Here is a 25,414-nt window from a genome sequence, read left to right on the forward strand (position 1 = left end):
GGTGTCACGAGAAAGCGAGATGTCATGGCGGACGAAGATCGGCTGCGCGAATACCTGACGCGCGTCGTCGCCGAGCTGCAGCAGACCCGCCAACGGCTGCGCGAGGTCACCGCCGAGGAGTCCGAGCCGGTGGCGATCGTGGCGATGAGCTGCCGCTACCCGGGCGGCATCAGCTCGCCGGAGGAGCTCTGGGAGTTCGTCTCGTCCGGCGGGGACGCCATCGGCGACTTTCCCACCGACCGCGGCTGGGACCTGGACCGGCTCTACCACGCCGACCCGGACAACGCCGGCACCTCGTACACCACCGCCGGCGGGTTCCTGCGCGACGCGGGGCAGTTCGACGCCGCGCTCTTCGGCATCTCGCCGCGTGAGGCGGTCGCCATGGACCCGCAGCAGCGGCTGCTGCTGGAGGTCACCTGGGAGCTGTTCGAACGCGCCGGCATCGCCCCGCTGTCGCTGCGTGGCAGCCGCTCCGGCGTCTTCGTGGGCACCTCCGGGCAGGACTACGCCGCCGTGCTGCACCGGGCGCCCGGCGTCGAGGGGTACGTGCTGACCGGTACCGCCGCCAGTGTCGTGTCCGGTCGGCTGGCGTACACGTTCGGCCTCGAAGGCCCGTCGGTCACCGTGGACACCGCCTGCTCGTCGGCGTCGGTCGCCATCCATCTCGCCTGCCAGGCGCTGCGCCAGCGCGAGTGCGGCCTCGCCCTGGCCGGTGGCGCGACCGTGCTGGCCACCCCCGGCCCGTTCGTCGAGTTCTCCCGGCAGCGCGGCCTCGCCGCCGACGGCCGGTGCAAGTCGTTCGCCGCCTCCGCCGACGGCACCGGCTGGTCCGAGGGCGTCGGCATGCTGCTGCTGGAGCGGCTCAGCGACGCCCGCCGCAACGGCCACCCCGTGCTCGGCGTCATCCGCAGCTCGGCGGTCAACTCCGACGGCGCGTCGAACGGCCTCACCGCCCCCAACGGCCCGTCCCAGCAGCGGGTCATCCGGCAGGCCCTGGCCGGCGCGAAGCTCACCCCCGACCTGGTCGACGTGGTGGAGGCGCACGGCACCGGCACCACCCTCGGCGATCCGATCGAGGCTCAGGCGCTGCTCGCCACGTACGGCCGGGAGCGGGGCGACGCCGCGCCGCTGCTGCTCGGCTCGATCAAGTCCAACATCGGGCACACCCAGGCCGCCGCCGGCATCGCCGGTGTGATCAAGATGGTGCTGGCGATGCGGCACGGCGTCGTGCCGGCCACCCTGCACGTCGACGAGCCCACCCCGCATGTGGACTGGGCCGCCGGCGCGGTCACCCTCGTCACCGAGGCCACGCCGTGGCCGGCCGTGGACCGGCCGCGCCGGGCCGCCGTCTCGTCGTTCGGGATGAGCGGCACCAACACCCACCTCATCCTCGAACAGCCCGAACCGGCCGGCGTCGAGGCGGACCACCCGGTGCCGCCCGCGCCCGCGCCGGTGCTGCTCACCGGCCGCACCCGCACCGCGCTGCGCCGCCAGGCCGAGCGCTGGTCGGCCTACGTCGCCGACGACGCGCACCTGCGCCCGGCCGACGTCGCCTGGACCTCGGCAGTCTCCCGCTCGCCCCTGGAGCACCGGGCGGTCGTGCTCGCCGACGACCGCGACGGCCTGCTCGCCGCGCTGCACGCCCTCGCCGACGACCGGCCCGCCCCCGGGCTGGTCACCGGCGCCGCCGCCGAACGCGGCGGGGTCGCGTTCCTGTTCTCCGGCCAGGGCGCCCAGCGCGCCGGTGCCGGCCGGGAGCTGTACGAGGCGTACCCGGTCTTCGCGGAGGCGCTCGACGAGGTCTGCGGCCACCTCGACCACCGGCTGCCCCGGCCGCTGAAGCCGCTGCTGTTCGCCGAGCCCGGCACCGCCGAGGCCGACCTGCTCGACCAGACCGTCTTCACCCAGGCCGCGCTGTTCGCCGTCGAGGTGGCGCTGCACCGGCTGCTCGGCTCCTGGGGCCTGGCCCCCGACATGGTCGCCGGGCACTCCGTCGGCGAGCTGACCGCCGCCCACGTGGCCGGCGTGCTCAGCCTCGACGACGCGTGCGCCCTCGTCGCCGCCCGGGGGCGGCTCATGCAGGACCTGCCCACCGGCGGCGCGATGCTCGCCGTGGCCGCCGACGAGGCCCGGGTCGCCGAGTCGATCGCCGCGCTGACCGGCCGGGTCGCCCTCGCCGCCGTCAACGGCCCCGACGCCGTCGTCGTCTCCGGCGACGCGGCGGCCATCGACGAGCTGGCGGAACTGTGGACCGGCCGGGGGGTGAAGGTGCGGCGGCTGCGGGTCAGCCACGCCTTCCACAGCCCGCTGATGGAGCCGATGCTCGCCGAGTTCGCTGCCGTCGCCGCCCGCCTCGACCTGCGCGCCCCCACCCTGCCGGTGGTGTCCAACGTGACCGGCGAGCTGGCCGACCCGGCGCAGCTCACCGACCCCGGCTACTGGGTGCGCCACGTCCGGGAGGCCGTCCGCTTCGCCGACGGCGTACGCGCCCTGCGCGCCCACGGCGTCGGCACCTTCGTGGAGGTCGGGCCGGACGCCGTGCTCACCGCCAGCGTCCAGGAGACCCTCGCCGGGATCGAGACCGACGCCGCCTCCGCCGTGGTGGTGCCGGTGCTGCGCCGGGACCGCCCGGACCGCCGTGCCCTGCTCGCCGCCCTCTCCCAACTGCACGTCGCCGGCACGCCGCCGCACTGGGCGGACGTCCTCGCCGGCCGGCCCGGCCGGCTCGGCGACCTGCCCACCTACCCCTTCGACCGGCAGCACTACTGGGTGCCGGCCGAGGCGCCCGCCGACGACACCACGACGGGCGGGGCCGGCGCGCTCGACCGCCGGTTCTGGGCAGCCGTCGAACGCGCCGACCTCGACGCGCTGCGCGACACCCTCGCCGTCACCGACACCGCCGCCGCCGAGTCGCTGCGTACCCTGCTGCCCGTCCTCGCCGACTGGCGGCGGCAGCGGCAGGAACACTCGGTCCTCGACGGCTGGCGGTACCGGGAGGAATGGCAGGTGGCCCCCGAGCCCGCCCCCGCCCGGCTGGCCGGCACCTGGCTGCTGGCGCTGCCCGCCGACGACGCCGACGACCCGGTGGCGCGTGCCGTCCGGGCCGCGCTGACCGGCGCCGGCGCCGACGTGCTGCCGCTGACGGTGGAGCCGGACGCCGACCGGGCCGGCCTCGCGGCGGCCCTCGCCGGCGCCGAGCCCGCCGGCGTCGTGTCCCTGCTCGCCGGGGAACCACGCACCGCCGACGGCACCGTCCTGCCCGGCCTGACCACCACCCTCGCCCTCGTGCAGGCGCTCGGCGACGCCGGCGTGGCAGCGCCGCTGTGGCTGGTCACCCGGGGCGCGGTCGCCGCCGCCTCGTACGACCGGCTCGCCGACCCGGCGCAGGCCGCGATCTGGGGCCTCGGCCGGGTCGTCGGCGTCGAGGCGCCGCACCGCTGGGGCGGCCTGGTCGACCTGCCGTCCGACCCCGACGACCGGGCCGCCTTCCGGCTCGCCGCGATCCTCACCGGCTCGACCGGCGAGGACCAGCTCGCCGTACGCGGCCCCGGCGTCTTCGCCCGCCGCCTCGTCCGCGCCGCCCTCGGCGACCGTCCGCCGGCGCGCCGGTTCACGCCCACCGGCACCGCCCTGGTCACCGGCGGCACCGGCGGGCTCGGGGCGCGCGCCGCCCGCTGGCTCGCCGCCGCCGGAGCCGAGCACGTCGTGCTGGTCAGCCGGCGCGGACCCGACGCCCCCGGCGCCGCCGAGCTGGAGGCCGAGCTGGCCGGCCTCGGGGCCCGGGTCACCGTCGCCGCCTGCGACATCGCCGACCGGGCCGCCCTCGCCGACCTGCTCGACCGGGTCGAGGCCGACGGCCCGCCGGTGCGCACCGTCGTGCACACCGCCGGCGTCGCGCAGGCCACCCCGCTGGCCGAGGTCACCCCCGCCGAACTGGCCGAGGTGACAGTCGGCAAGACCGCCGGGGCCACCCACCTCGCCGACCTGCTCGCCGACCGGGAGCTGGACGCCTTCGTCGTCTACTCGTCCATCGCCGCCACCTGGGGCAGTGGCGGGCAGGCCGGGTACGCGGCCGGCAACGCCTACCTGGACGCGCTGGTGCGGCGGCGGCGCGCCGACGGCCGGGCCGGCACCGCCATCGCCTGGGGCCCCTGGTCCGACGGCGGCATGCACGCCGCCGACGCCGAGCGGAACCTGCGCCGCCGGGGCCTGCCCGCCATGGACCCGGCCGTCGCCATGGCCGCGTTGCAGCAGGCCCTCGACCACGACGACGTCACAGTGACGGGGGCCGACGTGGACTGGACCCGGTTCGCCCCCGCGTACGCCTCCGCGCGCCGCCGGCCGCTGCTGGAGGGCGTACCGGAGGCGCGGGCCGCCCTCGACGGCGGCGCGGCCGACGACGGCGACGACGGCCCGGCGGCGACGCTGCGCCGGCGCCTCGCCGCGCTGACCCCGGCCCGCCGCGAGGAGACCGTCGCCGACCTGGTCCGCGAACTCGCCGCCGACGTGCTCGGCCACGACGGCGGGGCTGCCGCCGTGGGCGCGACCACCGCGTTCCGCGACCTCGGCTTCGACTCGCTGACCGCCGTGGAGCTGCGCAACCGGCTCGTCGCCGCCACCGGGCAGGCGCTGCCCACCACCCTGGTCTTCGACCACCCCACCCCGGTGGTGCTGTCCCGCTTCCTGCTCGCCGGCCTCTTCGGCGCCGACGCCGGGGCGGCTCCCGTCGCCGTCCCGGCCGCCGTGGGCGACGACGAGCCGGTGGCCATCGTCGCCATGGCCTGCCGCTACCCCGGCGGCGTCGACGGCCCCGAACGGCTGTGGCGCCTCGTCGCCGACGGCGTCGACGCGATCGGCGACTTCCCGACCGACCGGGGCTGGGACCTCGACCGGCTCTACGACCCCGACCCGGCCAACCCCGGCACCACGTACGCCGACAAGGGCGGCTTCCTGCACGGGGCCGGCGAGTTCGATCCCGGTTTCTTCGGGATCTCGCCGCGCGAGGCGGCGGCGATGGATCCGCAGCAGCGGTTGTTGCTGGAGGTTTCGTGGGAGGCGGTCGAGCGGGCAGGGGTTGAGCCTGGGGTTCTGCGGGGTTCGCGAACAGGGGTGTTCGTGGGCACGAATGGTCAGGACTATGGGGCCCTGCTGATGGCTGCGGGGGAGCAGGCCGAAGGGTTCGGGGCCACGGGCAACGCCGCCAGTGTGGTGTCGGGCCGGGTGGCGTACGCGTTGGGGTTGGAGGGGCCGGCGGTGTCGGTGGACACGGCGTGTTCGTCGTCGCTTGTGGCGTTGCACCTGGCGGTGCAGGCGCTGCGGCGTGGCGAGTGCGACCTCGCCCTCGCCGGCGGCGTCACGGTCATGGCCACCCCCGGCACCTTCTTCGAGTTCTCCCGGCAGCGGGGCCTGGCGGCCGACGGCCGGTGCAAGGCGTTCGCGGCGGGTGCGGACGGCACGGGCTGGGGCGAGGGTGTGGGCGTGCTGCTGGTGGAGCGGCTGTCGGACGCGCGGCGCAACGGGCACCGGGTCCTGGCGGTGGTGCGTGGGTCGGCGGTCAACCAGGACGGCGCCTCGAACGGTCTGACCGCCCCGAACGGCCCGTCGCAGCAGCGGGTGATCCGCCAGGCCCTCGCGGGGGCCCGGCTGGGCAGCGCGGATGTGGACGTGGTCGAGGCGCACGGCACGGGCACGACGCTCGGTGACCCGATCGAGGCGCAGGCCCTGCTGGCGACCTACGGCCAGGGCCGCGAGGGCGGCGCGCCGCTGCTGCTCGGCTCGATCAAGTCGAACATCGGCCACACGCAGGCCGCCTCGGGCGTCGCCGGTGTGATCAAGATGGTGCTGGCGATGCGGGAGGGCGTGGTACCGGCGACGTTGCACGTGGACGAGCCGTCGCCGCACATCGACTGGACCTCCGGCGCGGTGGAACTGGCCACGGAGTCGCGGCCGTGGCCGGTGGTGGACCGGCCGCGCCGGGCGGCGGTGTCGTCGTTCGGCATGTCCGGCACCAACGCCCACGTGATCATCGAGCAGGCCGGCGAGCCGCAGGCCGTGGCTGCCGCTCCGGCCGAGCAGGGCCCCGGGCTCGTGGCCTCCGGCGTCGTGGTGTGGCCGCTGTCGGGGCGGTCGAAGGGTGCCCTGACCGGCCAGGCGGCTCGCCTGGCGGAGTACGTGCGCGAGCACGGCGAGGTGGACGCGGCGGCGGTGGGCTGGTCCCTCGCCGCCACCCGGTCGACGTTCGACCAGCGGGCGGTCGTGGTCGGGTCGAGCGCGGAGGAGTTGCTGGCGGGGCTGGACGCTCTGGCGTCGGGGTCGCCGGCCGGCAACGTGGTCGCGGCGGCGGCTCTGTCGCATGGCGCGGGTGCGGTGTTCGTGTTCCCGGGTCAGGGTGCGCAGTCGGCGCGGATGGCGGCGGGTCTGGTGGGTCGTGCGCCGGTGTTCGACGCGCGTCTGGCGGAGTGTCAGCGGGCCCTGGCCCCGTACCTCGATGTGGACCTCGTTGCGGTGTTGACCGGTGACGACGAGTCGTGGCTGGAGCGGGTCGAGGTCGTGCAGCCGGTGCTGTGGGCCGTTGGTGTGGCGCTGGCGGCGGTGTGGCAGCACGCCGGGGTCACCCCGGCGGCGGTGGTCGGTCACTCGCAGGGTGAGATCGGTGCGGCGTGTGTGGCGGGGATTCTCTCCCTGGAGGACGCGGCGAAGGCGGTGGCGTTGCGGTCGCGGGCGCTGACGGTGCTGCGGGGCACGGGGACGATGGCGTCGGTGGACCTGTCGGCGGAGGCGGTGGCTGAGCGGCTGTCGGCGTTCCCGGGTGTCGGGGTGGCGGCGGTGAACGGTCCGTCGACGGTGGTGGTGTCGGGTCCGCCGCAGCCGGTTGCGGATCTGGTGGAGGCGTGTCAGGCCGACGGGGTGCGGGCGCGGTTGATCCCGGTGGACTACGCGTCGCACTCCGTGGCGGTGCAGGACGTCGCGGAGCAGTTGCGCGCGGACCTGGCCGACGTGAGCCCGCAGCCGGGGCACACTCGGCTCGTCTCGACGTTGACGGGGGACTGGGTCGACCCGTCCTCGATGGACGCCGGTTACTGGTACGACAACCTGCGGCAGACCGTGCAGTTCGACGCCGCCGTGCGCGTCGCTGTCGCCGCCGGGCACACCACGTTCATCGAGATCAGCCCCCACCCGGTGTTGACGATGCCGGTGACGGCGATCCTGGACGACGCCGGCGCCACCGGGCACACCCTGGGCAGCCTGCGCAGGGGCGACGACGATCCGACGCGGCTGCTGACCAACCTGGCTACCGCCCACGCGATCGGCCTGCCCGTCGACCTGACGGCCGTCCTCGCCGAGACCGACGTGGTGGCACTGCCCACCTACGCCTTCGAACGGGGACGCTACTGGCTGGACGCGCCCGCGCACCGCGTACGCGACGTCGCCTCGGCCGGCCTCCAGGACACCGGGCACCCGCTGCTCAGCGCGGCCGTACCCGTCGCCGACGACCGGACGGTGGTGCTGACCGGGCGGCTGTCGGTGCGTACCCACCCGTGGCTGGCCGACCACGCCGTCGGCGGGGCGGTGATCGTCCCCGGCACCGGCGTCGTCGACATGGTGGTCCGGGCCGGCGACGAGGTCGACGCCGGCCAGGTGGGCGACCTGACGCTGATCAACCCGCTGGTGCTCCCCGCGACCGGCGCGGTGCAGGTGCAGGTACGCGTGGGCCCGCCCGCCGACACCGGTGAGCGGAGCGTCACCGTGCACTCCCGCCCCGAAGAGGACGCCGACGCCGAGTGGACCCGGCACGCCGAGGGACTCCTCCTGCCGCAGCTGCCCGCCCCGACCGCCGTACCGGGGCAGTGGCCGCCGGCCGACGCCGTCGAGGTCGACGCCGACCTGGACGCCTGGTACGTGCAGACGGCCGAGGGCGGCCTCGGCTACGGCCCCTCCTTCCGGGGGCTGCGCCGGGTGTGGCGCGGCGACGGCGAGGTCTACGCCGAGGTGGCCCTGCCCGAGGAGGCGAGCGCCGACGCGTCCCGCTTCGGGCTGCACCCGGCCCTGTTCGACGCGGCCCTCCAGGCCAGCGGCGTCACCGCCCTGCTCGGCGACGCGGCGGACACCTCGGGGGCGGGCTGGATGCCGTTCGCCTTCCGCTCGGTCGCCCTGCACGCCCACGGCGCCACCCGGCTGCGGGCGCGGCTGCGCCCGCTCGGCCCGGACACCGTCGCGGTCACGCTCGCCGACACCGCCGGCCAGCCGGTCGCCACCGTCGAGTCGCTGACGTTCCGCCCGGTCGCCGCGGGCCGGGCCGACGAGGGCGCCGCCCTGCGCCGCACGTCGGTGTTCCACCTGGACTGGACGCCGTTGACGGACACCGGGGCGGCGGCCGGGGAGGCCCGCTGGGCGCTGCTCGGCGACGACACCCTCGGCCTCGCCGGGGCGCTCGCCGCCGCCGGGCACCCGGTGCGGTCCCACGCCGACCTGGCGGCGCTGGTCGCCGAGATCGGGGAGTCCGGGGACGTACCCGATGTGGTGCTGGATCTGCGCTCCGGCGCGGAGTCGGACCCGCAGCGGGCCGGTGAGGCCGCGCACGACGCGGCCCGCGACGCCCTCGCGCTGGTGCGGCAGTGGTTGGGCGAGCCCCGGCTGGAGCGGTCCCGGCTCGTGCTGCACACCCGGGGCGCGGTCGGCGCGGCCCCGGGCGAGGCCCCCTGCGACCTGGCCCGGGCGAGCCTGTGGGGGCTGGTCCGCTCGGCGCAGTCCGAGCACCCCGGCCGGTTCACGCTGCTCGACCCCGACGCCGCCGCCGCCTCCCTGGCGGCCGTCTCGGCGGCCGTCGCCTCCGGCGAGCCGCAGCTCGCGCTGCGCGACGGCGCGCCGCTCGTGCCCCGGCTGGCCCGGGCCCGCGACGCCGGTGTGTTGCCGCTGCCCGCCGACGAGGTGCCGTGGCGCCTCGACGTCACCGAGAAGGGCACGCTGGAGAACCTCGCCCTGCTGCCCGGTCCCGAGGCGGGCGGGGAACTGCCGGCGGGCCACGTCCTGGTCGGGATGCGCGCCTCCGGGCTGAACTTCCGCGACGTGGTGCTGGCCCTCGGGATGGTCCCCGACCAGGAGGTGCTGGGCAACGAGGGCGCCGGCGTGGTGCTCGGCGTGGGGCCGGGCGTCGCCGACCTCGCCCCCGGCGACCGGGTGATGGGCATCTTCTCCGGCTCGTTCGCCTCGGCGGCGGTCACCGACCGCCGGCTGGTCACCCGCATCCCCGACGGCTGGTCCTACACCGACGCCGCCGCCGTGCCCGTGGTCTTCCTGACCGCCTGGTACGGGCTGGTGGAGCTGGCCCGGCTGCGCGCGGGCGAGTCCGTGCTCGTGCACGCGGCGGCCGGCGGCGTGGGCATGGCCGCCGTGCAGATCGCCCGCCACCTCGGCGCGGAGGTCTACGGCACGGCCGGCCCCGGCAAGTGGCCGGCGCTGCGCGACACCGGCTTCGACGACGCGCACCTCGCCTCCTCCCGCAGCCTCGACTTCGCCGACGAGTTCGCCCACCGCACCGGCGGGCGGGGCGTCGACGTGGTGCTCAACGCCCTGCGCGGCGAGTACGTCGACGCGTCGCTGCGGCTGCTCACCGACGGCGGCCGGTTCGTCGAGATGGGCAAGACCGACAAGCGGGACCCGCGGCGGGTCGCCGCCGACCACCCGGGCGTCAGCTACCAGGTCTTCGATCTCATCGAGGCCGGCCCGGAGAAGATCGGCGCGATGCTGGGCGAGCTGATGGCGCTTTTCGCCGCCGGTGCGCTGCGGCCCCTGCCCCGGCGCACCTGGGACGTCCGGCGCGCCCCCGAGGCGTTCCGCTTCCTCAGCCAGGCCCGGCACGTCGGCAAGCTGGCCCTGAGCATTCCGCAGGCGCCCCGGCTCGACGGCACGGTCCTGGTCTCCGGGGCGACCGGCACCCTCGGCGCGCTGCTCTGCCGGCACCTGGTCACCGCGCACGGCGCCCGGCAGCTGCTGCTGGTCAGCCGGCGCGGCCCGGACGCCGAGGGCGCCGACGAACTGCTCGCCGACCTGAAGGCGCTCGGCGCGGACGTGTCGATCGTCGCCGCCGACCTGGCCGACCCGGACGCCGTGGCGGACGTGCTGTCCATGGTGGACCGGCGGCACCCGCTGCGCGCCGTCGTGCACGCCGCCGGCGTCCTCGACGACGCCACCGTCGAGTCGCTCACCCCCGACCGCCTCGCCGCGGTGCTGCGGCCCAAGGTCGACGTGGCGTGGAACCTGCACCGGGCCACCCTCGGCCACGACCTGAGCGCGTTCGTGCTCTTCTCCGCCGCCGCGGGCGTGTTCGGCGGTCCGGGCCAGGGCAACTACGCCGCCGGCAACGCGTTCCTCGACGCGCTGGCGGAGCACCGGCGGGCCCTCGGCCTGCCGGCGGTCGCGCTGGCGTGGGGCCGCTGGGCACAGGCCAGCGGCATGACGGGCCACCTCGACTCGGCCGACATCCGCCGCCTCGACCGGGGCGGCATGGCGGCGCTCTCCGACGCCGAGGGGCTCGCCCTGTTCGACGCCCTCTGGCGCTCGGAGCGGGCGACAATCATGCCCGCCAAGATCGCCACCGGCGTGGCCGCGCCCGGGTCGCCCGTACACCCGCTGCTGACCAACCTGGTCCGCGCCGCCGGCCGCCGGGCCGCGGCCGGCGAGGCCGCCGACGGGCAGGCGTACGCCGAGACGCTGCGCGCCCTGCCCGACGACAAGCGGGTACGCGCCCTGCGCGACCTGGTGCTGGCGCACGTGGCGGTCGTCCTCGGCCACGGCGATCCGGCCGGCATCGAGCCGACCCGCGCGTTCCGGGAACTCGGCTTCGACTCGCTGACCGCCGTGGAGCTGCGCAACCGGCTCGGCGCGGCCACCGGGCTGCGGTTGCCGGCGACGCTGGTCTTCGACAACCCGACGCCCGAGGCGCTCGCCGTCCACCTGGCCGGGCAGTTCGCCCCGGTGAGCCCGGCCGGCGAGCCGTCGGCGGCGGGCCGGGAACTCGACCGGCTGGAGGCGGCGCTCGTCGGGCTGGACCCGGCCGACGACGAGTTCCGCCGGATCACCGACCGGCTGCACGGCCTGCTGGGCCGGCTGACCGAGCGGCAGGCGGACGCGGACGGCGACGACGACCTGGAGTCGGCCACCGCCGAGAACATCTTCGACCTGATCGACCGCGAGCTGGAGACGTCGTGACCACCAGCCGCAACGACATCGGCATGCCGAGTGAGGTAGGTCCACGGTGAGCAACGAGGACGAGAGGTACGTCGAGTACCTGAAGCGTACGACCTCGGAGCTGCGGCGTACCCGGCGTCGGCTGCGCGAGCTGGAGAGCCGGGACTCCGAGCCCATCGCCATCGTGGCGATGAGCTGCCGCTACCCGGGCGGCGTCGACAGCCCCGAGGCGCTGTGGCAGCTCGTGCACGACGGCGGCGACGGGATCGGGCCGTTCCCCGCCGACCGGGGCTGGGACCTGGAGAACCTCTTCCACCCCGATCCCGACCACCCGGGCACCAGTTACGTGCGCGAGGGCGGCTTCGTCTACTCCGCCGCCGACTTCGACGCCGACCTGTTCGGCATCTCGCCCCGTGAGGCCCTCGCCATGGACCCGCAGCAGCGGCTGTTGCTGGAGACCTCCTGGGAGGCGTTCGAGCGGGCCGGGCTGCCGCTGCCGGCCGTCCGGGGCAGCCGTACCGGCGTCTTCGTCGGGGCCTCGTCGCACGGCTACGACGGCATGATGGCGCAGGCCGAGAACGGCGAGGGTCACCTGCTCACCGGCAACGCCACCAGTGTCATCTCCGGCCGCGTCGCGTACACCCTCGGGCTGGAGGGGCCGGCGGTCACGGTCGACACGGCCTGCTCGTCCTCGCTCGTCGCCATCCACCTGGCCGCGCAGGCCCTGCGCAACGGCGACTGCGAGCTGGCCCTGGCGGGCGGCGTGACGGTGATGCCCACCCCGGCGGTCTTCGTCGGCTTCAGCCGGCAGCGCGGTCTCGCCGCCGACGGGCGGTGCAAGGCGTTCGCCGCCGGCGCGGACGGCACCTCGTGGTCCGAGGGCATCGGCATGCTGCTGCTCACCCGGCTCTCCGACGCGCAGCGGCACGGCTACCCGGTGCTCGCCGTGGTACGCGGCAGCGCGGTCAACTCCGACGGCGCGTCCAACGGGCTCAGCGCCCCGCACGGCCCCTCCCAGGTGCGGGTCATCCGCCAGGCCCTCGGCAACGCCCGGCTCACGCCCGAGCAGGTCGACGTGGTGGAGGCGCACGGCACGGGCACCCGGCTCGGCGACCCGATCGAGGCGCAGGCGCTGCTGGTTACGTACGGGCAGGACCGCGACGAGGCCGCGCCGCTGCTGCTCGGGTCGGTGAAGTCGAACATCGGGCACACCCAGGCAGCCGCCGGCGTGGCCGGTGTGATCAAGATGGTGCTGGCGATGCGGCACGGCGTCGTGCCGCCCACCCTGCACGTCGACGAGCCGTCGCCGCAGATCGACTGGACCGCCGGGGCCGTCACCCTCGCCACCGCCGTCACGCCGTGGCCGGCCGTGGACCGGCCGCGCCGGGCCGCCGTGTCGTCGTTCGGCGTCTCCGGCACCAACGCGCACACCATCATCGAGCAGGCCCCGGCTCCCGCCGAGGTCGAGGCCGAGGCCGAGCCGACCACGCCGCAGGCCCGCACGGTGGCCCCCGTGCTGCTCTCCGCCCGCTCCGACGCCGCGCTCGCCGCGCAGGCCGGCCGCTGGGCCGCCCGGTTCGCCGCCGACGACACCCTGCGCCCGTTCGACGTGGCCTTCTCGTCGGTCACCTCCCGCTCCACCCTGGACCGTCGGGCCGTGCTGTCCGCGACCGGCCGCGACGACCTGCTCGCGGGGCTGCGCGCCCTCGCCGCCGGGGAACCGGCCGGCACCGTCGTGCTCGGTGCCGGCGCGCCGCGCGGCCAGCTCGCGGTGCTCTTCTCCGGCCAGGGCGCGCAGCGCGCCGGCATGGGCCGGGAGTTGTACGCGGAGTTCCCGGTGTTCGCCGCCGCGTTCGACGAGGCGTGCGGGCACCTGGACAGGGCCCTGCCGCGCCCGCTGCGCGAGGTGCTCTTCGCCGAGCCGGGTTCGGCTGAGGCGGAGCTGCTGGACCAGACGGTGTTCACGCAGGCGGGGCTGTTCGCCGTCGAGGTGGCGTTGTTCCGGTTGGTCGAGTCCTTCGGGGTCGTGCCGGATTTCGTGGGTGGCCATTCGATCGGCGAGGTCACGGCCGCGTGTGTGGCCGGGGTGCTGTCGCTGGAGCACGCCTGCGCGCTGGTGGCGGCGCGGGGCCGGTTGATGCAGGCGCTGCCCGCCGGGGGTGGGATGCTGGCCGTCGCGGCCACCGAGACCGACGTGGCGGCCACGCTGGACGGGCTGGCCGGCGTGGGGATCGCGGCGGTCAACGGTCCGCAGGCCGTCGTGGTCTCCGGCGCCGTCGAGGCCCTCGACGAGGTGGAGCGGGTCTGGCGTGAGCGGGGCATACGCGTCCGCCGCCTCACCGTCAGCCACGCGTTCCACAGCCCGCTGATGGAGCCGATGCTCGCCCGGTTCCGCGCGGTGCTCGACAAGCTCACCTTCGCCGCGCCGTCGCTGCCGGTCGTGTCGAACGTGACCGGGGCACTGGCCGACGCCGACGAGATCCGCACGCCCGACTACTGGGTGCGCCACGTCCGCGAGGCCGTCCGCTTCGCCGACGGGGTCGCCGCGCTGCGCGCCGCCGGGGCGGACACGTTCCTGGAGATCGGCCCGCGCAGCGTACTGACCGCGATGGCGGCCGACATCCTGCCCGCCGACGACGCCGTGCTGGCCGTGCCGGCGCAGCGCGCGGACCGGCCCGAGGCGCACGGGCTGCTGGCCGGGCTGGCCGAGCTGCACGTGCGCGGGGTGGCGGTCGACTGGCGGCAGTGGTTCGCCGACACCGGCGCGCGGCGCGTGGACCTGCCCACGTACGCCTTCCAGCACCAGCGCTACTGGCCCGAGGTCGGCGGCACCGCCGCGACGGCCGTGCCGGGTGACGCCGCCGAGGGGGACTTCTGGGCGGCCGTGGAGCGTGGCGACCTGACCGGGGTCGCCGCCCACCTGGCCGTGCAGGACGATCCCGCGGCAGTGGAGGCGCTCGCCCCGGCCGTACCGGTGCTGTCGTCGTGGCGGCGGGCCCGGCAGCGCGACGCCGTGGTGGACGGCTGGACCTACCGGGTCGAGTGGGAACCCGTACGCCCCGCCGCCGTTCCGGCGCTGACCGGCCGCTGGCTCGTCGTCACCGCCGACAACGACGACGCCGGGGTGGCCGGCACGCTGACCGGTGCCGGCGCCCACGTCGACACCCTGACCGTCGCCCCGGGCGTCGATCGCGCCGAGCTGACCGGGCTGCTGCGCGGCCACGGCGAGCAGGGCTGGGCCGGCGTGCTCTGCGTGCTGCCCGCGACCGACCGGGCGCTGCCGGACGCCCCGGCCGTCTCCGTCGGCGCCGCGCTGCTGCTCACCCTCACCCAGGCGCTCGCCGACGCGGGCCTGCCCGGCCGGCTCTGGTGCCTCACCCGGGGCGCCGTGCGCGCCGGGGCCGGCGAGACCCTCACCGACCCGTGGGCCGCCCTGGCCTGGGGCCTCGGGCGGGTCGTCGCCCTCGAACAGCCGGACCGCTGGGGCGGCCTGGTCGACCTGCCCGCCCGCGCCGACCGCGCCACGGCCGACGCGCTGCTCGCCGTCCTCGCCGACGCCGGGCACGACCAGGTGGCGATCCGCCCCCAGGGCGTCCTCGGCCGGCGGCTGGTGCCGGCCGTGCCGCCGGTGGGTGTGGGTTGGCGGCCTGCCGGGACGGTGCTGGTGACCGGTGGTACGGGTGCGTTGGGTCGGCATGTGGCGCGGTGGTTGCTGGCGAACGGGGCCGGTGAGGTGGTCCTCGCCTCGCGGCGGGGTCCGGGGGCGCCGGGTGCGGCGGAGTTGGTGGCCGAGTTGGGTGCGGTGCGGGTGGTGGGGTGCGACGTCACCGACCGGGCCGCCGTCGAGGCTCTGGTCTCCGGGCTGCCGGAGCTGACCGCCGTCGTGCACACCGCCGGCGTGATCGACGACGGCGTCCTCGACGGGCTCGACCTGACCCGGATGCAGGCCGTCCTCGACGGCAAGGTCCGCGCCGTCCGGGTCCTGCACGAGGCCACCGCCCACCGCGACCTCGACGCGTTCGTGCTCTTCTCCTCCCTCGCCGGCGTCATCGGCAGTGCCGGGCAGGGCAACTACGCGGCGGCCAACGCCTATCTCGACGCGTTCGCGGCCTGGCGACGCGACCAGGGCCTGCCCGCCACCGCCATCGCCTGGGGCGCCTGGGCTGAGGACGGCATGGCCGCCGCCCTGACCGCCCGGCTCGCCCGGGGCGGGGTCGACGCGCTCCCCGCCGCCGAGGCCGTCACCGCCCTCGGCCGGCTGGTCAACACCGCCGAGCCGGCGGTCACCGTCGCCGCCGTCGACTGGGGACGCCTCGCCGCGTCCTGGGGCCGGCCCACGCCACTGATCGCCGCCCTGCCCGGGGTGCCCGCCGTGCCCACCGGTCCCGTCCGCGCCGTGGTGGTCGGCCGGTCCCTGCCGCAGCTCGCCGACCTCGTACGCACCCAGGCCGCCGTCGTGCTCGGCTACCCGGCCGGGCGGCCGCTGCCCGAGCGCACCTTCCGTGACCTCGGCTTCGACTCGCTCACCGCCGTCGAGCTGCGCAACCGGCTGACCGCCGAGACCGGTATGACCCTGCCCGCCACGCTGGTCTTCGACCACCCCACGGTCGCCGAACTCGCCGCCCACCTGCACGGCCTCACCGCCGGGCACACCACCGGCGAGGTGGTCGCCGACGGCGCCGGCCGTGACCGCGAACCGATCGCCATCGTCGCCATGAGCTGCCGCTTCCCCGGCGGGGTCACCTCGCCCGAGCAGCTCTGGGACCTGCTGGCCACCGGCACCGACGCGCTGAGCCTGATGCCCGGCGAGCGCGGCTGGAACCTCGCCGAGCTGTACCACCCCGACCCCGAGCACCTCGGTACCAGCTACGTCCGGGAGGGCGGCTTCGTCGCCGGTGCCGGCGAGTTCGACCCGGCGTTCTTCGGCATCAGCCCCCGCGAGGCCCTCGCCATGGACCCGCAGCAGCGGCTGCTGCTGGAGACCACCTGGGAGGCGTTCGAGCGGGCCCGGATCGACCCGACCGCCCTGCGCGGCAGCCGCACCGGCGTGTACGTCGGCACCAACGGCCAGGACTACGGCTCGCTGCTGATGGCCACCGGGGACGTCGACGAGAACTACCTCGCCACCGGCACCTCCGCCAGCGTCATCTCCGGCCGGCTGGCGTACACCTTCGGGCTGCACGGCCCGGCCGTCACCGTCGACACGGCCTGCTCGTCGTCGCTGGTCGCGATGCACCTGGCCGCGCAGGCCCTGCAGACGGGGGAGTGCGACCTGGCCCTGGCCGGCGGCGCCACCGTGATGGCCACCCCCGGCATCTTCGTCGGCTTCTCCCGCCAGCGCGGTCTCGCCGCCGACGGCCGGTGCAAGCCGTTCGCCGGAGCCGCGGACGGCACCGGCTGGGGCGAGGGCGTCGGCCTGCTGGTGCTCCAGCGGCTCTCCGACGCCCGCCGCGACGGCAACCCGGTCCTCGCCGTGCTGCGCGGCAGCGCCGTCAACCAGGACGGCGCCTCCAACGGCCTCACCGCCCCCAACGGCCCCGCCCAGCAGCGGGTGATCCGGCAGGCCCTCGCGAACGCCGGACTCACCGCCGAGCAGGTGGACGCCGTCGAGGCGCACGGCACCGGCACCACCCTCGGCGACCCGATCGAGGCGCAGGCCCTCATCGCCACGTACGGCCAGGACCGGCCCGCCGACCGGCCGTTGTGGCTCGGCTCGATCAAGTCGAACATCGGGCACACCCAGGCGGCGGCGGGTGTGGCCGGGGTGATGAAGATGGTGCTGGCGATGCGGCACGGGGTGCTGCCGCCCACGCTGCACGTGGACGAGCCCACCCCGCACGTCGACTGGACCGGCGGCAGCGTCGAGCTGCTCACCTCCGCCCGGCCGTGGGAGCCGGCCGACGGGGTACGCCGCGCCGCCGTCTCCTCGTTCGGAATCAGCGGCACCAACGTGCACACCATCCTCGAACAGGCCCCCGCCGACGAGCCGGAGCCCGGACCGGCGGCCGACGTGCCGACCGGGGAGCTGCCCTGGGTGCTCTCCGGGCGCACCGTCGACGCCCTCACCGCCCGCACCCGGGACCTGCGCGAGCACCTCGGCACAGTGGACGACGACGCGCTCGCCGACGTCGGCTGGTCGCTGGCCGCCACCCGCGCCGCCCACGACCACCGGGCCGTCGTCTTCGCCGCCGACCGCGACGACCTGGCCGCGTCCCTCGACGCGCTCGCCGCCGGCCGGCCCGGCCCGCAGACCGTCACCCGCGCCCCCGGCACGCCGGGCGAGGTCGCGTTCGTCTTCCCGGGCCAGGGATCGCAGTGGGCCGGGATGGCCGCCGAGCTGCTCGACACCGCCCCCGTCTTCGCGGAGACGTTCGCCGCCTGCGCCGAGGCACTGCGCCCGTACGTCGACTGGTCACCGACCGACGTGGTGCGCGGCGCGCCCGACGCCCCGTCGCTGGAGCGCGTCGACGTCGTGCAGCCCACCCTGTTCGCGGTCAGCGTCTCGCTCGCCGCGCTCTGGGAGTCGTACGGGGTGCGCCCCGGAGCCGTCGTCGGCCACTCCCAGGGGGAGATCGCCGCCGCGTACGTCGCCGGTGGCCTCACCCTCGACGACGCGGCGGCCGTGGTCGCGCTGCGCAGCCGGATCATCGCAGGCATCGCCGGGGACGGCGGCATGGTCTCGGTCGCCACCACCGCCGACGAGGCCACCGCGACGATCGCCCGCTGGTCCGGCCGCATCGCCCTGGCCGCCGTCAACGGACCCACCTCCGTCGTGGTCTCCGGCGACGGCGCCGCCCTCGACGAGCTCGTCGCCCACTACGAGTCCCACGAGGTGCGGGTGCGCCGCGTCCCCGTGGACTACGCCTCCCACTCCGCCCACGTCGAGCAACTGCGCGAGCAGCTCCTGGAACTGCTCGCCGGGCTGCGGCCCCGCACCGGCGAGGTCCGGTTCCGCTCCACCGTCGAGGGGGACTGGCTCGACACCGCCGCCCTCGACGCCGACTACTGGTACCGCAACCTGCGGCAGACCGTCCGCTTCGACGAAGCGGTACGCAGCCTCGTCGCCGCCGGCTACCAGACCTTCGTCGAGGTCAGCGCCCACCCCGTGCTGACGATGGCCACGCAGGAGAGCGTCGAGCTGGCCGCCGCCGACCCGGACGCGGTCACCGTCACCGGCAGCCTGCGCCGGGGCGAGGGCGGCCTCGGCCGCTTCCTGCGCGCCCTGGCCGAGGTCTGGGCCGGAGGTACGGCCGTGGACTGGCGGCCCGCCTTCGCCGGCCTCGCCGGGCGTCGCCTCGACCTGCCCACGTACCCGTTCCAGCGGCAGCTCTACTGGCCGCAGTCGTCGACCGCGCCCGCCCCCGCGGTCGGGACCGCCGGTGCCGTGGCCGACGACGAGGTCGACGCCCGGTTCTGGGCGGCCGTCGAGGCGGAGGACCTGACCGCGCTCACGGCTGAACTCTCCGCCACGACCGAGCCGGGGCCCGTCCCGGAGACGGCGTTCGCCGACGTGCTGCCGGTGCTCGCCGCCTGGCGTCGCCGGCACCGCGACCAGGCCACCGTGGACTCGTGGCGGTACCGGGACAGTTGGACGCCCGTCGCCCCCGACGCCTCCGGCGAGCCGGCCGTCACCGGCACCTGGTGGCTGCTGACCGGCCCCGACGACACCGGCGCGGCCGAGGCCGGCTTCTGCGCCGAGGCGTTGCGGCGCCATGGCGGCAGCGTCGTACCGCTGGCGCTGGACGCCGACCGCACGGACCGCGCGGCGCTCGCCGCCCGGCTGCGCGACCTCGCCGACGGCGGCCCCCGCCCCGCCGGGATCGTGTCGCTGCTGCCGCTCGACGAGACGCCCGCCCCGGCGTACCCGTCCGTGCCGGTCGGCTTCGCCGGCACCGTCACCCTCGTGCAGGCGCTCGGCGACGCCGGCGTCCGCGCGCCCCTGTGGTGCCTCACCCGGGGCGCCGTCGCGACCGGCCCGGCCGACCCGCTGCCGCACCCGCTCCAGCAGCTCACCTGGGGCTTCGGCCGGGTCGCCGCGTTGGAGCACCCGGACCGCTGGGGCGGCCTCGTGGACCTGCCCGACGAGCTCGACGATGCGGCCGGCCGCCGGCTCGTGCGCGTCCTCGCCGGTCCCGACGGGGAGGACCAGGTCGCGCTGCGGTGGGCCGGCGCGTTCGGCCGGCGACTGCTGCACGCCCCGCTCGGCGACACGCCCGCCCCGCGCGCCTGGCGGCCCTCCGGCACCGCCCTGGTCACCGGCGGCACCGGCGCGCTCGGCGGGCACATGGCCCGCTGGCTCGCCGCCAACGGCGCCGCCCACCTGGTGCTGGTGAGCCGGCGCGGCCGGCAGGCCGAGGGCATCGCCGACCTCGAGGCCGAACTGGTCGCACTGGGCGCCCGGGTGACCGTCGCCGCCTGCGACGCCGCCGACCGCTCGGCGCTCGCCGCCGTCCTCGCCGACCTGCCGTCCGAGCACCCGCTGACCACAGTCGTGCACACCGCAGCCGTGCTCGACGACTCGGTGATCAACTCGCTGACGCTGGACCAGGTCGACTACGCGCTCAGCGCGAAGGTCACCGCCGCACTGAACCTGCACGAGCTGACCCGCGCGCTGGACCTCGACGCGTTCATCCTGTTCTCGTCGATGGCCGGCACCGTCGGCAGCTCCGGCGTGGGCAACTACGCCCCCGGCAACGCGTTCCTCAACGCCCTCGCCGAGCACCGCCGCGCCCTCGGCCTGCCCGCCACCTCCATCGGTTGGGGCGCCTGGGGCGGCGGCGGCATGGCCGACGGCGAGTTCGGCCGGATGCTGCACCGCCACGGCGCACCCGAGATGCCGCCGCGGCTCGCCGTCGCGGCCCTGCACCAGGCCGTCGAGCACGACGAGACGTTCCTGACCATCTCGAACATCGCCTGGGAGCGGTTCTTCGTCGCGTTCACCGCCACCCGGCCCGGCCCGCTGATCTCGGAGATCCCCGAGGCGCAGCGGTTGCAGGCCACCAAGGGACTGGCCGAGACGAAGGAGACCGACGAGGCCGGCCCGGCCGGCGCGTTCACCCGGATGAGCGCCGCCGAGCGCCAGCAGGCGCTGCTCGACCTGGTCCGCGACCAGGCGGCCACGGTCCTCAGGTACGCCGACGGCCAGGCCGTCGACCCGCACCACGCGTTCCGCGACCTCGGTTTCGACTCGGTGACCGCGGTGGAACTGCGCAACCGGCTCGCCACCGCCACCTCGCTGCGGCTGCCGGTGACCCTGGTCTTCGACTACCCGTCGCCGACCGCGCTCGCCCGGCACCTGCACGAGGAACTGGGCGGGGAGGCCGCCGTGGCCGTCGAGGCCGCCCCGGTGGCGTTCGGCGACGACGAGCCGGTGGCCATCGTGGCCATGTCCTGCCGCTTCCCCGGCGGGGCCAACGATCCCGAGCGGTTCTGGCAGATGCTGCACGCCGGCCGCGACGCCGTGTCGGACCTCCCCGGCGATCGGGGTTGGGACGTCGAGCGCCTCTACGACCCCGACCCCTATTCCACCGGCACCTCCTACGTCCGCAGCGGCGCCTTCCTCTACGAGGCGGCGGAGTTTGATGCCGGTTTCTTCGGGATTTCCCCCCGCGAGGCGTTGGCCATGGACCCGCAGCAGCGGTTGTTGCTGGAGGTTTCGTGGGAGGCGGTCGAGCGGGCAGGGGTTGAGCCTGGGGTTCTGCGGGGTTCGCGAACAGGGGTGTTCGTGGGCACGAATGGTCAGGACTATGGGGCCCTGCTGATGGTGGCGGGGGACGAGGTGGAGGGCTTCGCGGGAACGGGCAACGCCGCGAGTGTGGTGTCGGGTCGGGTGGCGTACGCGTTGGGGTTGGAGGGGCCGGCGGTGTCGGTGGACACGGCGTGTTCGTCGTCGCTTGTGGCGTTGCACCTGGCGGTGCAGGCGCTGCGGCGTGGCGAGTGCGACCTGGCCCTCGCCGGCGGCGTGACCGTGATGGCGACGCCCGGGCTGTTCGTGGAGTTCTCCCGGCAGCGGGGCCTGGCGGCCGACGGCCGGTGCAAGGCGTTCGCTGCGGGTGCGGATGGCACGGGCTGGGGCGAGGGTGTGGGCGTGCTGCTGGTGGAGCGGTTGTCGGACGCGCGGCGCAACGGTCACGAGGTGCTGGCGATCGTGCGGGGCAGTGCCGTCAACCAGGACGGCGCCTCGAACGGGCTGACCGCCCCGAACGGTCCCTCGCAGCAGCGGGTGATCCGGCAGGCGCTGGCCTCGGCGCGGCTCTCCGCGGCCGACGTGGACGTGGTCGAGGCGCACGGCACGGGCACCACGCTCGGTGACCCGATCGAGGCGCAGGCCCTGCTCGCCACGTACGGGCAGGAGCGCGACGAGCCGCTGCTGCTCGGCTCGGTCAAGTCGAACATCGGCCACACCCAGGCCGCCGCCGGCGTCGCCGGTGTGATCAAGATGGTGCTGGCGATGCGGGAGGGCGTGGTCCCCGCGACGCTGCACGTGGACGAGCCGTCGCCGCACATCGACTGGACCTCCGGGGCCGTCGAGCTGGCGATCGAGTCGCGGCCGTGGCCGGCCGTGGACCGGGCGCGCCGGTCGGCGGTGTCGTCGTTCGGCATCTCCGGCACCAACGCCCACGTCATCATCGAACTGCCCGAGGACCTCCCCGCCGAGAGCGTGGAGCCCGACGGCGAGGCCGCCGAGGATCGCAGCCCGGGGCTCGTGGCCTCCGACGTCGTCGTCTGGACGGTGTCGGGGCGGTCGAAGGGCGCGCTGGCCGGTCAGGCCGCTCGCCTGGCCCAGCACGTCCGCGCGCACGCCGACCTCGACGCGGCGGCGGTGGGCTGGTCTCTCGCTGTTACCAGGTCGGTGTTCGACCAGCGGGCCGCTGTGGTCGGGTCGGGGATGGAGGAGTTGCTGGCGGGGCTGGACGCCCTGGCGGCTGGTGCGCCGGCGGGGAACCTGGTCACGGGTACGGCCGTCGGGACGAGTGCGGTGTTCGTGTTCCCGGGTCAGGGTGCGCAGTCGGCGCGGATGGCGGCCGGTCTGGTGGGTCGTGCGCCGGTGTTCGACGCGCGGTTGGCGGAGTGTCAGCGGGCCCTGGCCCCGTACCTCGATGTGGACCTCGTTGCGGTGTTGACCGGTGACGACGAGTCGTGGCTGGAGCGGGTCGAGGTCGTGCAGCCGGTGCTGTGGGCCGTCGGCGTCGCCCTCGCCGCCGTGTGGCAGCACGCGGGTGTGGTTCCGGCTGCGGTGATCGGTCACTCGCAGGGCGAGATCGGCGCGGCGTGTGTGGCGGGGATTCTCTCCCTGGAGGACGCGGCGAAGGCCGTGGCGTTGCGGTCGCGGGCGCTGACGGTGCTGCGGGGCACCGGGACGATGGCGTCGGTGGACCTGTCGGCGGAGGCGGTGGCCGAGCGGCTGCCGGCGTTCCCGGGTGTCGGGGTGGCGGCGGTCAACGGCCCGTCGACGGTCGTGGTGTCGGGTCCGCCGCAGCCGGTTGCCGACCTGGTGGAGGCGTGTCAGGCCGACGGGGTGCGGGCGCGGTTGATCCCGGTGGACTACGCGTCGCATTCGGTGGCGGTGCAGGAGGTCGCGGAGCGGTTGCGCGCGGACCTGGCCGACGTGAGCCCGCAGCCGGGGCACACTCGGCTCGTCTCGACGTTGACGGGGGACTGGGTCGATCCGTCCTCGATGGACGCCGGCTACTGGTACGACAACCTGCGGCAGACCGTCCAGTTCGAGGCCGCCGTCCGGGTGGCCGTCGAGGCGGGTCACACGACGTTCGTCGAGATCTCACCGCATCCGGTGCTGACGATGCCGGTGACGGCGATCCTGGACGACGCCGGCGTCACCGGGCACACGCTGGGCAGCCTGCGCCGCGGTGACGACGATCCGACGCGGCTGCTGACCAACCTGGCTACCGCCCACGCGATCGGCCTGCCCGTCGACCTGACGGCCGTCCTCGCCGAGACCGACGTGGTGGCACTGCCCACCTACGCCTTCGACCGCAGCCGCTTCTGGCCCACCGCCGTGACCGGGCAGGACGGCGCCGAGGAGACCCCGAGCGGCGTCGACGCCGCGTTCTGGGCGGCCGTCGAACGCGAGGACCTGGCCGCGCTCGCGGAACTCACCGAGCAGGACGCGACGGAATCCCTGGAACGGCTGGGCGGGGCCCTGCCCGTGCTCGCCTCCTGGCGACGCCGCCAGCGCAACCGGTCCGCCCTGGACGACCTGCGCTACCGCGCCGTCTGGCAGCCGTACACCGGCACGCCCGTCAGCTTCCTCCCCGGCGCCTGGTGGGTGATCGCCGACGCGCGGCACCCGGAGGAGGGCGAAGCCGCCGTCGCCGAACTGTCCCGCCGGGGCGCCGACGTCCGGCTGGTGTCGCTGCCGGAGAACCTGACCGACCGGGCCGCCCTCACCGCGCACCTGAGCGGTGTCACCCGTACCTCCGACGGCGGAACGGCCCCGGTCGACGGGGTGCTGTCCCTGCTCGCCCTCGCCGACGGCGCGGTCGACGACACCCAGCCGGTGCCGCCGTTCCTCGCCCGGTCGCTGGCGCTGATCCAGGCGCTCGGGGACCTCGACGTCGCCGCGCCGCTGTGGTGCGTCACCCGGGGCGCCGCCGGCACCACCCGGGGCGGCACCGCCGGCCGCCCGGAGCAGTCGCTGCTCTGGGGCCTCGGCCGGGTCGTGGCCCTCGAACACCCCGAGCGGTGGGGCGGCCTGGTCGACGTACCGGCCACCCTGGACGACCACGGCTGGGACCTGCTCTGCGCCGCCCTCGCCGGCCTCGACGGCGAGGACCAGCTCGCGGTCGACGGCGCCACCATCCTGGTACGCCGGCTGGTGCGGGCACCAGGCGGCGGGGCGCCCGCCGATGACGCCGGCTACCCGGGCACGACGCTGGTCACCGGCGGCACCGGCGCGCTCGGCGCGGAGGTGGCCCGCTGGCTGGCCGCCCGGGGCGCCGAGCACCTGATGCTCGTCAGCCGCCGCGGCGCGGACGCCCCCGGCGCCACGGCACTCGTCCGTGAGCTGACCGGGGCGGGCACCCGGGTGACCGTCGCGGCCTGCGACGTGGCCGACCGGGCCGCGCTGGCCAAGCTGCTCGACGAGGTGCCCGCCGACGCGCCGCTGACCACCGTCGTGCACGCCGCCGGCGTGCTGGAGGACGGGGTGCTCGACGGGCTCACCCCCGACCGGCTCGCCACCGTCCTGCGACCCAAGGTGCTCGGCGCCCTGCACCTGCACGAGCTCACCCTCGGGCGGGAACTGCGCGCGTTCGTGCTGTTCTCCGCGATGGCCGGCCAGCTCGGCGCCGCCGGTCAGGGCAGCTACGCCGCCGCCAACGCCTACCTCGACGCGCTCGCCGAGCAGCGGCACCGCCAGGGCCTGCCGGCCACCTCGGTCGCCTGGGGCCCCTGGGCGGCCGGCGGGATGGCCGCCACCGACCAGGCCGTCGAGGAGCGCCGCCGGCGTACCGGCGTGGCCCGCCTCGACACCGCGCTCGCGCTCACGGCGCTCGCCCAGTGCGTCGCGCGGGGCGAGCCGACGACGATGGTGACCGAGATCGACTGGGCCCGCTACGTGCCCGGCTTCGTGGCCGTGCGGCCCAGCCCGCTCATCGCGGGTGTGGCCGAGGCACGGCGGGCCGTCGCCGAGCGGGCCGAGGACACCGGCGTCTCCGCGGAGTCCCTGGCCGCCCTGCTCGCCGGGCAGACCGACGCCGAACGACGCAAGACCCTGCTGGAGCTGGTACGCGGGCAGGCCGCCGCGGTGCTCGGGCACGCCTCGATGGACGCCGTCGAGCCGGACCGGGCGTTCCGCGAACTCGGCTTCGACTCGCTGACCGCCGTGGAGCTGCGTAACCGGCTCACCGCGGCGACCGGCGTGCGGCTGCCCGCCACCGTGGTCTTCGACTACCCGACCGCCGCCGGGCTGGCCGAATACGTGCGGGCCGCGATCGTCGACGGCGGCGTGGCCGGGGTCGCACCGGTCTTCGGTGAGCTGGACAGGTTGGAAGCGGCACTCTCCGGCTCGGCGCCGGACCGCAGCGCCCGAATTCGGATCACCGAACGGCTGCGGGCGCTGCTGGCCTCCCTCAACGAGGCCGACGCCCCGGCGGACGGCGACACCGTCGCCGAGAAGCTCCAGGACGCGACGCCGGACGAGGTCTTCGACTTCATCGACCGCGAGCTGGGGATGTCCTGACGTGATCGCTGCTGCGACGACGGGTCA

Annotated in this window: 2 protein-coding genes; both read left to right on the top strand. The window is 76.1% G+C overall.

Annotated features, from left to right (window positions below):
* Positions 1-24: 24 nt before the first annotated feature.
* A complete protein-coding gene (locus tag KBX43_RS00055) occupies positions 25-11,208 on the top strand; it encodes a type I polyketide synthase (RefSeq protein WP_210882104.1) in 11,184 nt (3,727 codons plus the stop codon).
* 46 nt (positions 11,209-11,254) lie between these two features.
* On the top strand, positions 11,255-25,387 hold the full coding sequence (locus KBX43_RS00060) for a type I polyketide synthase (RefSeq protein ID WP_210882111.1): 14,133 nt from the start codon (positions 11,255-11,257) through the stop codon (positions 25,385-25,387).
* Positions 25,388-25,414 lie beyond the last annotated feature (27 nt).

It is taken from the genome of Micromonospora sp. C41 (assembly GCF_018070485.1).
Lineage (GTDB): Bacteria > Actinomycetota > Actinomycetes > Mycobacteriales > Micromonosporaceae > Micromonospora > Micromonospora chalcea.

What these genes read in the sequence shown, in the direction of transcription:
- KBX43_RS00055 (WP_210882104.1), top strand. Translation starts at nt 25, where the DNA reads ATGGCGGACGAAGATCGGCTGCGCGAATACCTGACGCGCGTCGTCGCC.